This window comes from Vibrio splendidus 12E03, assembly GCF_000272105.2.
GTDB lineage: Bacteria > Pseudomonadota > Gammaproteobacteria > Enterobacterales > Vibrionaceae > Vibrio > Vibrio splendidus_I.
On the sequence record NZ_AJZD02000070.1, the window covers coordinates 1 to 13,640 of the forward strand.

Here is a 13,640-nt window from a genome sequence, read left to right on the forward strand (position 1 = left end):
CTTTTGTGAATGCTTTTGTGAATGCTTTTGGGTTTTTGTGTTCTGCTCTGTACAACAATTGCACTCATATCAAAACCAAACCTTTGGTTTCCATTAACCGAACCCTGACATGTCGTGTATGAAAAAACGGACAATTGATTGGTATGAATTATATAAAGGAGTCGGTATGGAATTCACAGAACAAGACAGAGATGCGTTGTATCAAACGTGGATGTCACAAAAATCGCGAATGCGAATTACGCAGATGGAGTTTTCAAAAAAGCTAGGAATGAACCAGCTTGATTTCTCACGAGTGTTAAGAGGGGAGACGCCATTGACCATGTCTTTCATCAGTCACTTTTGCCGTTTACTTCATTTGGAACCAAGGAATGTATTCCCTTCGCTAAAAGAGGGTAATGAATCGGGCCCTAAAGTGGTCTACCTGAAAAGTAGAATGAGTGTTGATGGTGAGATCCAAAATGCTTATATTGAAGGAAATCAAGTGATTGTAGAGTACGCTCACACTGTTCAACATGATTAATTTTAGAGTTAGCTCTAATTTTTAACCCCTTTTTTCTACAACCTTCTCACATAGGGTATGGCATACTTAGTTAGATTCCTTAATTTTAGCTAAGTGCGTTATGAACTCTTTAAAAGTCCTTTTGCTTGTTGCAACCAGCATTTTCTTGTTTGGTTGTGCAGGCGGCCCAATTAGAACAGCTACTAAATTTACCAGCTACGAAGATTTTCAGGCTGGGCCTGTCGGAGGCGTCGACTTGGTTTGGGCAAGGGTTGGGCTGCGTGACACACAGCGTTTGAAATCCAAGTTAGATGATTACGACTCTGTAGTGATCGACCAAATTTTTGTTTTAGCAGAAGAAGGTTCGTTGGATCAGGAAGAGATTCAGGAACTTACTGAGCACATGGTTTCGCGCTTGGAAGAGAAAATATCGCCTCATAAAACGATTGTCGATGAACCGACAGGAAAAACGCTCCGCTTGAGTATCGCTCTGAGTAACGTTGAAACGCCTAATCCGATCTTAGCTGTAACGAGCAGCGTTCTGCCATTTGGCCTTGCGATGTCAACTATTTCTAAGGTGACAACTGGCCAACACACCAATGTTGGGAGTGCGAGTGTAGAGTTATTGGTCAGTGATGCTCAAGAGGGCACACCACTGTTTGCAGCCATCGACCGTGAAGCGGGTAACAAAGATTTTTCAACCATGATTGATTCGCTGGATGATGCCAAAGACGCGATCAACTATTGGGCAGAACGTTTAGGTGATACTCTACACAACATAGATGACGCATAGAAAGAGCGAATAATGCTAGAGAAAGAGAACTTGATTAAGTTGGCTCGAATGCAGATGCCATTTGGAAAGTACGCGGGTCGTACACTGATTGACCTGCCTGAAGAATATTTGCTGTGGTTCGATAAAAAGGGATTCCCGTCTGGTGAACTCGGCGATTTATTAAAACTGTGTCTTGCTCTGAAGATTGAAGGGCTTGATAGTGTCGTCAAGCCATTGAAAAGAATGTAATTAAATAAAAGCTCACGCTGATCACGTGAGCTTTTTTGTTTTTAAGTTCGACACAATTTTACATACATGATGTAGCTTGAATAATGGCTCTTCGTATTTTCTTATAAAATACGCAATCGATAGTGTGTAAATAATGGTATACAGGGTGTTTTAAATATAAAACACAAAAAAAATTGCGTTTATTTTTAATTAGTGATTGAAACTAGAGTTTTTACTAGTTAAGTTACAGGGAACAAGAAGATTAGTGCTGATAGAAAGTGACGTGAGACAACGTACATTCAGCTCAAGGATAGAAAAAAGGAAGAAGTAAGCAATGTTCCAGACTGATGATGTAAGAATTAACAAAGTAAAAGAGTTATTACCCCCTGTTGCTGTTTTAGAAAAGTTTCCAGCGACAGAAGTTGCTTCTTCTACAACCTTTGAAAGCCGCAAAGCGATCCACAATATTTTAGAAGAAAGCGATGACCGCTTGCTTGTTATTGTAGGCCCATGTTCTATTCATGACACAGAAGCTGCTCTTGAGTACGGTAAACGTTTGAAAGTGTTGCGCGATGAACTTGGTGATAACCTTGAAATCGTAATGCGTGTTTACTTTGAAAAGCCACGTACAACAGTTGGTTGGAAAGGTCTAATTAATGACCCGTACATGAACGATACGTTCAAGCTAAATGATGGACTTCGTCTAGGTCGTAAGCTACTGCTGGACCTAACTGACATGGGTATGCCAACGGCAAGCGAATTCCTAGATATGATCACGCCTCAATACGTTGCTGACCTAATCAGCTGGGGTGCAATCGGCGCACGTACTACAGAATCTCAAGTTCACCGCGAACTGGCTTCTGGCCTATCTTGCCCAGTTGGATTCAAGAATGGTACTGATGGCAACATCAAGATCGCAACAGATGCTATTCGCTCTGCTAGCGCTTCTCACCACTTCTTATCGGTAACTAAGTACGGTCACTCAGCTATTGTTGAGACAGCAGGTAACCCTGATTGTCATATCATCCTACGTGGTGGTAAAGAGCCAAACTACAGCGCAGAACATGTTGGTAAGATTAAAGAAGAGCTAGCAGCTTCTGGTCTTCCACAAAAAGTGATGATCGATTTCAGCCATGCAAACAGCTCTAAGCAGTTTAAGCGTCAAATGAACGTATCTGATGACGTAAGCGCACAAATTTCTGGTGGCGACAAAGCTATCTTTGGTGTGATGATTGAATCTCACCTTGTTGAAGGTCGCCAAGACTTGGTTGACGGCAAAGCTGCAACTTACGGTCAATCTGTGACTGATGCATGTATTGGTTGGGAAGATACTGAGACAGTACTTCGCCAACTGGCAGACGCTGTTGAAGCTCGCCGTAACAAGTAATCTAATTATTACAGCCAGTCACTAAGCGGCTGAAAATTTAAAGCCCTTATTAGCAATCGCTAGTAAGGGCTTTTTTGTAATTCTTAGTTATAAACTGAAAGTATCAGTATTCTTAAATGAGAAAAGACAGTAACTCGTCGACTTTAAGTGACAGTAAAGTTCTATCTTGCTTGGTTTCCACGTTGAGGCGTATTAATGGCTCGGTATTGGACTTTCTTAAGTTGAAGCGCCATGTGCCCATATTGACGCTGATCCCGTCTGTGTGAACGATTTCAACGGCATTATCTTGGTAGTGCGATAACACGCAAGCCATGACTTGTTCTGGATCTGAGACTCTTCGATTGATCTCCCCAGAAGAGGGGAATCTATCTATACTGGTACTCGTTAATTGGTGAAGAGATTGTTGAGTTTTACTAATCAACTCAATCACTAACAGCCAAGGAATCATTCCCGAGTCGCAATACCCAAAATCACGAAAGTAGTGATGTGCACTCATTTCTCCACCGTACACCGCATTCAGCTCTCGCATTTTTTCTTTGATGAGCGCATGCCCAGCTTTGACGCCAATAGCGTTTCCACTAAGCTTGTTAGCAACTTCAATCGTGTTCCATGTCATACGCATATCATGCAACACAGTGGCGTTAGGCTCTTTAAGTAAGAATGCTTCGGTGAGCAGACCAACGATATAGTAACCCTCAATGTAATTACCTTGTTCATCAAAGAAAAAGCATCGGTCGAAGTCTCCATCCCAAGCAATTCCAAGGTTGGCAGAATGCTCTAAAACGGCATCTCGAGTGGCTGCTTGGTTCTCTCTAATCAAAGGGTTTGGAATACCATTTGGGAAGTTTCCATCAGGGTTATGATGAACTTTGATGAAGGTGATAGGGACACCGAGTTCGTTAAATTTATTCTCTAAAGCATCAATGACATGTCCTGCAACGCCGTTTCCTGCGTTAACAACAATCTTCATCGGTGACAGCTTTGATGGGGTTATGTACGAGAGTAGGTGCTCGACGTACGGAGCAAGAATACTGGCCGTTCTACAAGAATTAGAGGGTTGTACGTAGCTGATCGGTAGATCGCTGACTGGTTCTTGCTCTAGAGCCTCAATGCGTTGTTTAATTTGATCTAAGCCGTTGTCTTTGCTGATAGGGCTAGCGTCTACACCGACCAATTTCATTCCGTTATAATTGATTGGGTTATGACTTGCCGTAATTTGGGTTCCGCCAATGGCGCCAAGGTGGCAAGTTGCAAAGTAGACTTCTTCAGTCCCTGTCATTCCAAGGTCAACGACGGTTATTCCAGACTCGATTAAGCCTTTGGTCATGGCTTCTTGTAATGAAAGGGACGTTTCTCGGTTATCACGACCAATCACCACTTGAGCCAAGCCATCGAATGGGGTTTCAGGCGCAGCAGACAGGACGTATTCGCCAAATGCCTTACCGAGCAGGTAGGCTAGTGGCTCATTGATTTGTTTACCAATGACGCCGCGGATATCGTTGTTCTTAAAGCAGCTCAGGTCTAATGTTGGTTTCATCGATTTGTCGCTGCTTTATTTCGTTTGGTTGTGCTTTGATGACTGGACTTGTTGCTTGCGCACGTCTCGCCCATAGCTGTCTTGATATCGAATGATGTCGTCTTCACTTAAATGACTGCCTGTTTGTACTTCAATCATCTCGAGTGGGAGATCCCCTGGGTTTTCTAGGCTGTGAATATGGCCTAAAGGGATGTAAGTGGATTGATCTTCTTCAACCAGATAGGTTTTTTCATCGTTGGTCACTTTCGCAGTACCCGCCACTACTACCCAATGTTCCGCTCTATGGTGATGCATTTGTAACGACAACTTGTGACCGGGTTTTACGGTGATACGTTTAACTTTGTCGCGTTTGCCTAGATCGATTACATCGTATTTACCCCAAGGTCTAAAAACTTCGCGGTGATGAACATGTTCTGTGCGATTTGCTTGATTCAGCTGGCTGACAATCGATTTCACGCCTTGAACTTTGTCTTTATTCGCAACCAATATAGCGTCTTTGGTTTCGACAATAATCAGGTTATCGACGCCTACCGTAGCAACCAGCTTATTTTCAGCATGGATGTAGTTGTGTTGAGAGTCGACGGTCAACACATCACCTTCAATGACGTTATTGTGCTCATCTTTTTCGCTTACATCCCAAATAGCAGACCATGAGCCAATATCGTTCCAGCCGGCATCCATCGGGATCACTGCGGCGTGTGAGGTCTTTTCCATCACGGCATAATCGATAGAATCACTCGGACTGCTTTTGAATGCTTCAGCGTCTATACGGATAAAGTCGAGGTCGGTATTTTGCTTTGCAAGAGCGAGTTTACAAGCCGCTAATATCTCAGGGTGGTGTTCGGCGAGTTCTTCAACATAGCGTGATGCCTTAAACATGAACATGCCACTGTTCCATAGGTATTGTCCCGAATCAATGTACTGCTCTGCAGTTGCTAGGTCGGGCTTTTCAACGAAGCACTCTATGGCGTAGGCGTGATTGATTGGCTGCTCTGTCCTATTAGTATCAGTTTTAACACTGGAGGAAAGAGGCTCTCCCTGCTTGATATAGCCATAGCCAGTCTCTGGGGCGTCAGGTGTTATACCGAATGTCACCAGTGTGCCTTGTTTTGCATAATCAACACCACGACTAATCGCTTGTTGGAATTCAGAGGTTTTCGCGATGTGATGATCAGCAGCCAGCACTAGCAAGATAGGATCGTATGCGCTTTGTTCTTTAAGCGCTGGTTTACTTAATGCCTTTAAGGCGGCAAGCGCAATAGCTGGGGCTGTGTTTCTACCGACTGGCTCTAACAGTATTCCACTGTGTTGGATATTGGATGCTCGAGCTTGTTCAGCGGCAATAAAGCGATGTTCTTCATTACAGATAATGAAAGGGGCATCGCATTTACTATCCATCAAGTGCTCTTCAAGACCTTGCAGGCGTTGAAGCGTTTGCTGAAGCATTGACTGCTCACCGGCTATATTGAGAAATTGCTTAGGGTAAAGCTCGCGAGACAGTGGCCAGAGACGACTTCCGGAGCCGCCGGCTAGAATGACAGGTAAAATCATAGCGTGGTAATTGGGTGCTTTAAAATACTGGCGCCATGTTACCACGCTTCACTCTTTTTCATTATCGATAACCCATTTAGTTACCTATAAACAGTAGATACGCTGCTTATTGATGACCTGATGGATTTGAAATAGCCATATCTTGAACTTCGCTAAAACCTTGCGGGTCGATTTTGAGTGTTTGTGTTGGGAAAGCGATATCTGCATTGTGCTTGTGAATGATTGCTAGCACCTGCAGTAGCACATCTTGTTTCACTTCATGGTATCTCACCCAGTTGACCGTTTTGGTGAAGGTATAGATAAAGAAGTTCAGCGTTGATGGGCCAAACTTGTCAAAGTTAACAATGAGCGTTTGCTTAGCATCGATATCTGGGTGCGTTTCAAGCATGGCTTTTACGTCATCCACGATAGCAGCTAACTTGCTCGCGTCTTCGTAACGAAGCCCAAAGGTTTCATTAATTCGGCGGTTTAGCATTCGCGATGGGTTTTCCACCACAATGTTACTGAATACTGAGTTTGGCACGTACAACGGTCGTTTATCAAAGGTGCGAATAATGGTCATGCGCCAGCCAATACGTTCGACAGTACCTTCGATTTGACGGTCGGGAGAGCGAATCCAATCACCGACTTTAAAAGGTCGGTCGAAGTAGATCATCATGCCACCAAAGAAGTTCGAGAGTAGATCTTTTGCTGCCAAACCGACAATCAAACCACCCACACCACCAAAGGTCAGAAGGCCAGACAGGCTGAGACCGAATGCTTGCATGATCGTAAGGCCGCCCATCACCATAAAGAACAAGCGAGCGACTTTCGCTATAGCTTGTACTGTGGTTTCGTCTCTGTTTTTTTGCTCTAAGACATAGGCTTCTGTGTTAGTGATCATTCGTAAGGTAAACCAAACGAAGGTACAGATAATTAATATGTGCTTAAGTGTTTTTAACCAGTTGATTTCATTGCCAAACTGGTCTTGAAGGATGAGCCCGACAGATACAGTAGCAGGCCAACACCAAAGTAACGTGCTGACAGGGGTTTTTAGTGCCTCTAGCAGTAGATCGTCCCAGTGAAATGGGGTTTTCTGAACCAGAATTTCTAAGCGATTATGGATAATTCGCCAAGCTACCCAAGCGAGAAAACTCGCAATAGTGATGAATAGGACGCTGTTTGCCCAATCACTATGGCTCTGGTTGATGTAGGTTTGTACTTGGGTTATGAATTCATTCATTGTGTGTGCTGCCGCAGAAATTATGAATTGGAAATTAGCAGAAACTCGAGTTGTTCTCTACCTTTATAAATCAAGCGATTATGACAATAGTATAACCTTATTCTTGCAGAACTAACTTTTTTTGAGATAGAAACTAATGTAGGTTTGGCTATCCCGTGTAATTAAAATTTCTAAACAGGATTTCAAATGAGCGACAAACAATATGCAGTTATCGGTTTAGGGCGATTTGGTTTATCTGTTTGCAAAGAGCTACAAAGTTCAGGCGCACAGGTACTCGCCGTCGATATTGATGAAGAGCGAGTGAAAGAAGCGGCGGCTTTTGTTTCACAAGCGATTGTTGCGAACTGTACAAGCGAGGAGACCGTCAAAGAGTTAAGACTCGACGATTACGACATGGTGATGGTGTCGATTGGCTCTGATGTTAACTCAAGTATTCTGACTACTCTGGTGGTAAAAGAGTCAGGCGCAAAAGCTGTTTGGGTAAAGGCGAACGATAAGTTTCACGGCAAGATCCTTTCTAAGATTGGTGCCGACCATATCATCATGCCCGAGCGCGATATGGGTATTCGTGTTGCGCGCAAGATGTTGGATAGACGCGTTCTTGAGTTTATCGATCTTGGCAGCGGCTTGGCGATGACGGAGATTGTTATTGGTTCTAAACTGTTGGGTAAGAAACTTGGCGACCTTAAGCTGTGTAAAGAAAATGGTGTTGAGGTACTTGGCTTCAAGCGAGGACCGAACCTCACTAAAGCACCAGAATTGGATGTGAGTTTAGAAATTGGGGATGTGGTGATCATCGCTGGGCCGAAAGAGACCTTATCTAGAAAGCTACGCAATTGGTAATTGGCAATAAGGTAACAGTATGAATTCGTTAAAACGAAAAGGTACTTTCTACACGCTTAAGAGTGATAAAAAGCCGCGTAAAGGCTCTGAACCTAAGATTATCCTTACGAGTTTCTTAGGCGTACTTATCCCCTCTGCAATATTGTTGACGATGCCTGTATTCTCCGTGACAGGCCTAAGCTTTACGGATGCACTGTTTACAGCAACCTCGGCGATCAGTGTGACAGGTTTGGGTGTTGTCGATACGGGTGAGCATTTCACCTTGGCGGGCAAAATCTTACTGATGTTCTTGATGCAAGTCGGCGGGTTAGGGCAGATGACCTTATCTGCAGTACTGCTATACATGTTCGGTGTTCGGTTAAGCCTTAAACAACAAGCACTCGCGAAAGAAGCGCTTGGCCAAGATCGTAAGATTAACCTTCGCAAATTAGTTAAGAAGATCATAATCTTTGCATTAGTGGCTGAATTTATCGGTTTTGTATTGCTCTGTTTCCGCTGGGTGCCTGAGATGGGATGGTCAACGGGTAGCTTTTATGCACTTTTTCATGCGATATCAGCATTCAACAACGCAGGTTTTGCACTGTTTTCAGACAGTATGATGAGTTTTGTTGATGATCCATTGGTGATCTTCACGTTAGCTGGTTTGTTTATTTTCGGTGGCTTAGGCTTCACAGTCGTCGGCGACCTATCGAGTAACTGGCGTAAAGGTTTTCGACATCTTCATTTACACACCAAGATTATGCTAACCGCCACTCCGACTCTATTGTTGGTAGGTACGGTATTGTTCTGGCTGTTGGAAAGAAATAACTCAGCAACCATGGAAGGATTATCGACTCAAGGGCAGTGGCTAGCCGCATTTTTCCAGTCGGCTAGTGCTCGTACTGCTGGCTTTAATAGTGTGGATTTGTCTCAGTACACTCAGCCTGCATTGTTGGTAATGATTGTACTGATGTTGATTGGTGCAGGTTCTACCTCAACAGGTGGTGGTATTAAGGTTTCGACCTTTGCAGTCGCTTTTGTCGCAACATGGACCTTCCTACGTCAGAAAAAGCACGTGGTGATGTTTAAGCGCACTGTGACTTGGCAAGCGGTAACAAAGTCGTTGGCCATTATTGTGGTAAGTGGGGCGCTATTAACCACCGCGATGTTTTTGTTAATGCTTACTGAAAAGGCAGCGTTTGATCGAGTCATGTTTGAGGTGATTTCTGCCTTTGCAACGGTTGGTTTAACGGCTGGCTTAACCGCAAACCTGACTGAGCTCGGTAAATACATCATGATTGTTGTTATGGTGATTGGACGTATCGGTCCTTTGACCTTGGCTTATATGCTAGCTCGCCCAGAACCTTCCTTGTTGAAATATCCAGAAGACACGGTGTTGACTGGTTAATTAGGTTCACGGGCTGATAAATAAAGCTCTGTCAATAAAAACAAAGCCAGCGATATGCTGGCTTTGTTGTCGTAGGCTGACCGTTAATTGCTGAATGCTTAGCCCTCAAACATCTCAACGTATTCTTCGTAGCCTTCTTCCGCTAATTTATCCGCAGGGATAAAGCGCATTGCGGCTGAGTTCATGCAGTAACGTAACCCTGTTGGTTTTGGACCATCTTTAAATACATGTCCCAGGTGAGAATCACCAAACTTACTGCGAACCTCTGTTCTTGGGTAAAGCAGTTTGTAGTCAGTAGTTGTGATGACATAAGCCTCGCTGATTGGCTGTGTAAAGCTCGGCCAGCCTGTACCTGACTTGTATTTGTCTTTTGAAGAGAACAACGGCTCACCAGTAACGATGTCGACGTAGATACCTTCCTGTTTGTTATCCCAGTATTTGTTATCAAACGGGCGTTCTGTCGCGTCATCTTGTGTTACATCGTACTGCAGTGCGGTTAGCTTCGCTTTGATCTCTGCATCAGACGGCTTGACGTAGGTCTTAGCATTAGCTGTCGCATTTTTGCTGTCGATGATCTGACGGATAGTTTGTGGATTCTCTTTTCTATCGTCCCCGAAGATTTTATCTAAGTACTGGTCACGACCTGATGCGTAGCGGTAGTAGTTATAACGAACTTTACTCTTCTTGTAATAGTCTTGGTGATAGTCTTCCGCTGGCCAGAATTTTTCAAATTCAATCAGTTCTGTTTTTAGTGGTTCACCAAAGATATTAGCTTTGTCGATCTCCATCATGAAGTTCTGAGCAACATCTTTTTGTGCTTGGTTATGATAGAAAATAGCTGGTCGATATTGAGGACCTCGGTCTACAAATGAACCTTTGTCATCGGTTGGGTCGATGTGTCTGAAGAATTGGTCAAGAACCTGTTCATAGCTAACAACATCAGGGTTGTAAGTCACGTTGATCACTTCGATGTGACCAGACTTGCCTGAGGATACTTGTTTGTAGGTTGGGTTTTCTAGTTTACCACCAGAGTACCCAGAGATAACGTCAGTGACGCCTGTCAGCTTTTCTAGGTCGGATTCTGTACACCAAAAACAACCACCAGCCAGTGTCGCGATTTCACTTTTACCTGAATTAGCTGTTTTATCCATTGTATTGGCAGTGCCAGTCTGGCTTACAAACAGCGAAATCAGTGGTAGCGCAACCACGAGTGATACCAATATTTTAGATAATTTATTCATAGATACCTCATCTTGACGTTCTTCTCATTCGATTTTGAATGTACGAATAGAGACAGGTTTTAGATGGAAAAAATTGCATCATTCATGAAAAAAATATGTCATCGAGAAAATCTTGCTCATAAATGCCGCCAGTAGTAGGGTGTCGGTACTAACAATAAATAATAGACAGTGATGGCGGTTATCGGTCATCTAAGGAACTGTATGCAAGCAGAAGTTAAATGGGTCGAAGGCTTTAAATTCTTAGGTCAATCTCAATCAGGTCACTCTGTCGTGATGGATGGAAGTGGTGGTGCTACTGCGCCAAGCCCGATGGAAATGGTGTTAATGGCTGCTGGTGGTTGTAGTTCTGTTGATGTGGTTGATGGTTTGAAATCTGCAGGCCAGAACATCACAGGCTGTAATGCAAAGCTGGATACCACACGTCGTGAAACCGCGCCAAAAATCTTTACTGTGATTAACATTCACTTTGAAGTATCGGGTGACAACCTTGATCCTGAGTTAGTTGCAAAAGTATGTGCTGACTCGCTAGAAAAATACTGTTCAGTATGTCTAATGTTAGGTGCTGGCGTAGAAATGACTCACAGCTGGGAAATCGTTTAGTTTTCGGATTGTACAGCTTGGCTTTGGGCCGTTACTTTACGGCTTATTAGAAAGACAGATAAAGAAAAGGGCGGAGCATTTTGAGTGCTCCGCCCTTATTATTTCGGCTAAGGTAGAGTGCTGTTATTCAGCAGTTTCTACGATAACTTCTTCAACTTGTACTTCTTCTTGGTATTCGAAACCAGGGATCGTTGCGTCGACACGACGGTTTTGAGCACGACCCTCAGCAGTATCGTTTGTTGCTACTGGGTTTTCTTCACCTTCACCTGTAGCAGTAATACGGTCTGCTTCAATACCTTGCTCTTCGATGTATGCAGCTACAGCGGCAGCACGTTTCTTAGAGATCATCATGTTGTACTCAGCTGCACCTGTTGAATCGGTGTGACCAACTACATTGACTGACGATTGAGGGTAAGTTTGCAGCACTTCTACTAGTGGCATTAGAGCAGTTTCACCCTCAGTTGACAGTTCAGTGCTGTTTGTCTCAAACATGCCTTGAGAGAAGCTTTCAGTTTGCGCTTTAATTACAACAGTCTCTTCTTCAACTACAACGGCTTCAGGTTCTGCAATTGGTTCAGCTGGAGCCTGGGTTACCGCTGCCGCAGTAGCTACTGTTGCGGCTGAAGCTGTCGTGTTACCTGTACCGAAATTGTAGCTTAGACCAATGGTAACAAGGTTAGAGTTAAGGTCTTGGATAATCTTATCGTCAAAATCATCGAAGTATTGGTATTCAACTCTAAGCGCCCAATCGTCTGAAAGCTGTTTCTCGGCACCGATACCTAAGGCTAAAACAACGTCGTCTTCGTCATCGTGCATGATGTAAGCAGGACCTGCTTTAAAGAAGATATCAAACTCTTGTTTAATCGCTAGTCGATACATTGGGCTTAAAGAAATGGCTACGATAGAATCGCTGTATCTTTGAGTCGCTCCGTTGTTGTTAAAGCTGGTTTCATAATCACCTAAGTAATCTGCATTCAATTCTAGAGCAATGTTATCGGTAAAGTTGTAACCACCGTAAATACCGCCCGCCACTGAATCATCTTCACAATCAATGTTGTCGATACAAGCGCTATCTAGCCAACCCATGCCAACTTTTGCGCCTACGTATGTCGTTGCGGCAATTGATGGAGCAGCAGCGAAACCTGAAGCAGCTATCACAGCACACATGATTTTTGACAATTTTTTCATAATCTTATCCTTGGATTAACTCTTATTGTTATCTGAATGAGCCTTTAAAGCGACGACTTACTGATTGGGACACTGCAACAGTAGATCGTTCAAGGCGTAGATTCAGGTCGAACCTATCTTGGAACTGTTATTACATTGTTAGTGCAGTTGCTTATTATGGTCAATGAAATTGTTAAAAATTATATATTTAAGGTGCTATTTACAGAGGTTTTTGTCAATTAATTGCTGTCTCAAATGTTGGAAAAGAAGAAACCTCGTATCATTTTTAGGCAATACGAGGTTTCATTTTCATGTGTACTGAATGTTTGGTTGAGGAATCTGGGGGATTACCGTTATGGGCGTTCACCAACTAACAAACGTTTTTCAATATCTGCAATGACACCTGGTAGGTCTGCAATGGTATCGATTAGGTAGTGAGGGTTTGACTTGTTTAGCTTAAGGCTCGCTTTTTCTCGTGCTGCTGCCAGTGTTGTTTCGTCTGCATCTAAGTATTCTTGATACGTTAAGCCTGCTTCGTTGCCTGATAACACAAGACCTACCGTCCACATGCCTGCGTTGTGACCCTCATCAATGCCCGGGGCTGCATCATCCACTTTCACACAGGCTGCAACGTTTGTTACGCCTAGGTCAATCACGTTTTTAAGTGCCATGAATGGTGCAGGGCGACCACCTTGAGGTAAGTCATCGGTTGCAACCACGTTGTCTGGACGATAGCCATAATCTGCTGCTGCAGGAATTAGAACATCCATCACTTCACGTGGGTAACCGGAACAAGAACCGATTTTTACGTTTTTATCTTTTAGGTTATTCACTACTTCAATCGCGTTTAAAATTGGCGCTGCGTGGTCGGCTACTTTCGCTTTTTGAAGAGGCATAAATGCCGCGTAGATCGCGTCAACGTCTTCACTTGTCATCGAACGTCCAAACTGAGCCTTCCAACGAGCGTCAACAGCTGGAATTCCACCCACTGCTTGGATGTGGTCCCATTTGCCGATCCCCATAGGTTCACGCGCTTCTGCTAAGTCGATATCAAAGTCGAAACCTTGTCTGAATGCTTCAACGAAAATACTGGTTGGAGCAAATGATCCAAAATCAACGATAGTGCCAGCCCAGTCAAAGATAACTGCTTGGATAGGTGATGTTGTGTTCATAGTCGTGTCCTATTTCTGTTCTCTCCCAGCTCAA

General features: G+C 43.7%; 13 protein-coding genes. 7 read left to right on the plus strand and 6 right to left on the minus strand.

Annotation, left to right across the window (positions count from 1 at the left end):
* Positions 1–166 precede the first annotated feature (166 nt).
* The 4 genes from A142_RS06365 to aroG all read left to right on the plus strand — a co-directional run bounded on the left by A142_RS06365 (position 167) and on the right by aroG (position 2,886).
* On the plus strand, positions 167–520 hold the full coding sequence (locus A142_RS06365) for a hypothetical protein (protein ID WP_017630160.1): 354 nt from the start codon (positions 167–169) through the stop codon (positions 518–520).
* 100 nt (positions 521–620) lie between these two features.
* The gene (locus A142_RS06370) at positions 621–1,292 is read left to right on the plus strand and encodes a DUF3313 domain-containing protein (protein ID WP_019820406.1); all 672 of its coding nucleotides are present in this window, start codon (positions 621–623) and stop codon (positions 1,290–1,292) included.
* 12 nt (positions 1,293–1,304) lie between these two features.
* The gene (locus A142_RS06375; RefSeq protein ID WP_004730103.1) at positions 1,305–1,520 is read left to right on the plus strand and encodes a DUF3820 family protein; all 216 of its coding nucleotides are present in this window, start codon (positions 1,305–1,307) and stop codon (positions 1,518–1,520) included.
* 313 nt (positions 1,521–1,833) lie between these two features.
* Positions 1,834–2,886, plus strand: coding sequence for a 3-deoxy-7-phosphoheptulonate synthase AroG (aroG, locus tag A142_RS06380; protein ID WP_019820407.1), 1,053 nt, complete (start codon positions 1,834–1,836; stop codon positions 2,884–2,886).
* 112 nt (positions 2,887–2,998) lie between these two features.
* Here the strand turns inward: aroG and A142_RS06385 are convergent, their stop codons facing one another.
* The 3 genes from A142_RS06385 to A142_RS06395 all read right to left on the minus strand — a co-directional run bounded on the left by A142_RS06385 (position 2,999) and on the right by A142_RS06395 (position 7,196).
* Positions 2,999–4,423, minus strand: coding sequence for a phosphomannomutase/phosphoglucomutase (locus A142_RS06385; protein WP_019820408.1), 1,425 nt, complete (start codon positions 4,421–4,423; stop codon positions 2,999–3,001).
* Between the two features lie 15 nt (positions 4,424–4,438).
* The gene (locus A142_RS06390; RefSeq protein WP_029405293.1) at positions 4,439–5,974 is read right to left on the minus strand and encodes a mannose-1-phosphate guanylyltransferase/mannose-6-phosphate isomerase; all 1,536 of its coding nucleotides are present in this window, start codon (positions 5,972–5,974) and stop codon (positions 4,439–4,441) included.
* Positions 5,975–6,080: 106 nt separating this feature from the next.
* The gene (locus tag A142_RS06395) at positions 6,081–7,196 is read right to left on the minus strand and encodes a mechanosensitive ion channel family protein (RefSeq protein ID WP_019820410.1); all 1,116 of its coding nucleotides are present in this window, start codon (positions 7,194–7,196) and stop codon (positions 6,081–6,083) included.
* 186 nt (positions 7,197–7,382) lie between these two features.
* Here A142_RS06395 and A142_RS06400 point away from each other — a divergent pair, with 186 nt between their 5' ends.
* The gene (locus A142_RS06400; RefSeq protein ID WP_019820412.1) at positions 7,383–8,039 is read left to right on the plus strand and encodes a potassium channel family protein; all 657 of its coding nucleotides are present in this window, start codon (positions 7,383–7,385) and stop codon (positions 8,037–8,039) included.
* 19 nt (positions 8,040–8,058) lie between these two features.
* The gene (locus A142_RS06405) at positions 8,059–9,426 is read left to right on the plus strand and encodes a TrkH family potassium uptake protein (RefSeq protein ID WP_019820414.1); all 1,368 of its coding nucleotides are present in this window, start codon (positions 8,059–8,061) and stop codon (positions 9,424–9,426) included.
* 98 nt (positions 9,427–9,524) lie between these two features.
* Here the strand turns inward: A142_RS06405 and msrB are convergent, their stop codons facing one another.
* Positions 9,525–10,667 (minus strand): peptide-methionine (R)-S-oxide reductase MsrB, encoded by a 1,143-nt coding sequence (msrB, locus tag A142_RS06410; RefSeq protein WP_019820415.1) that lies wholly within the window; start codon positions 10,665–10,667, stop codon positions 9,525–9,527.
* A 201-nt stretch (positions 10,668–10,868) separates the two neighbouring features.
* Between msrB and A142_RS06415 the strand changes: the two genes are divergently transcribed.
* Entirely contained in the window at positions 10,869–11,267 is a 399-nt protein-coding gene (locus A142_RS06415; protein ID WP_019820417.1) for an OsmC family protein, read from the plus strand.
* Between the two features lie 123 nt (positions 11,268–11,390).
* Here the strand turns inward: A142_RS06415 and A142_RS06420 are convergent, their stop codons facing one another.
* Both A142_RS06420 and phnX read right to left on the minus strand, forming a co-directional pair.
* Positions 11,391–12,455, minus strand: a complete 1,065-nt coding sequence (locus A142_RS06420; protein WP_019820418.1) for an OmpA family protein — start codon at positions 12,453–12,455, stop codon at positions 11,391–11,393.
* Positions 12,456–12,787: 332 nt separating this feature from the next.
* Positions 12,788–13,606 (minus strand): phosphonoacetaldehyde hydrolase, encoded by an 819-nt coding sequence (phnX, locus tag A142_RS06425; protein ID WP_019820419.1) that lies wholly within the window; start codon positions 13,604–13,606, stop codon positions 12,788–12,790.
* Positions 13,607–13,640: the final 34 nt, after the last annotated feature.

Bases quoted from the DNA above. Each gene is read 5' to 3' on its own strand.
- A142_RS06365 (WP_017630160.1), top strand. From the start codon at position 167: ATGGAATTCACAGAACAAGACAGAGATGCGTTGTATCAAACGTGGATG.
- A142_RS06370 (WP_019820406.1), top strand. From the start codon at position 621: ATGAACTCTTTAAAAGTCCTTTTGCTTGTTGCAACCAGCATTTTCTTG.
- A142_RS06375 (WP_004730103.1), top strand. From the start codon at position 1,305: ATGCTAGAGAAAGAGAACTTGATTAAGTTGGCTCGAATGCAGATGCCA.
- aroG (WP_019820407.1), top strand. From the start codon at position 1,834: ATGTTCCAGACTGATGATGTAAGAATTAACAAAGTAAAAGAGTTATTA.
- A142_RS06385 (WP_019820408.1), bottom strand. From the start codon at position 4,423: ATGAAACCAACATTAGACCTGAGCTGCTTTAAGAACAACGATATCCGC.
- A142_RS06390 (WP_029405293.1), bottom strand. From the start codon at position 5,974: ATGATTTTACCTGTCATTCTAGCCGGCGGCTCCGGAAGTCGTCTCTGG.
- A142_RS06395 (WP_019820410.1), bottom strand. From the start codon at position 7,196: ATGAATGAATTCATAACCCAAGTACAAACCTACATCAACCAGAGCCAT.
- A142_RS06400 (WP_019820412.1), top strand. From the start codon at position 7,383: ATGAGCGACAAACAATATGCAGTTATCGGTTTAGGGCGATTTGGTTTA.
- A142_RS06405 (WP_019820414.1), top strand. From the start codon at position 8,059: ATGAATTCGTTAAAACGAAAAGGTACTTTCTACACGCTTAAGAGTGAT.
- msrB (WP_019820415.1), bottom strand. From the start codon at position 10,667: ATGAATAAATTATCTAAAATATTGGTATCACTCGTGGTTGCGCTACCA.
- A142_RS06415 (WP_019820417.1), top strand. From the start codon at position 10,869: ATGCAAGCAGAAGTTAAATGGGTCGAAGGCTTTAAATTCTTAGGTCAA.
- A142_RS06420 (WP_019820418.1), bottom strand. From the start codon at position 12,455: ATGAAAAAATTGTCAAAAATCATGTGTGCTGTGATAGCTGCTTCAGGT.
- phnX (WP_019820419.1), bottom strand. From the start codon at position 13,606: ATGAACACAACATCACCTATCCAAGCAGTTATCTTTGACTGGGCTGGC.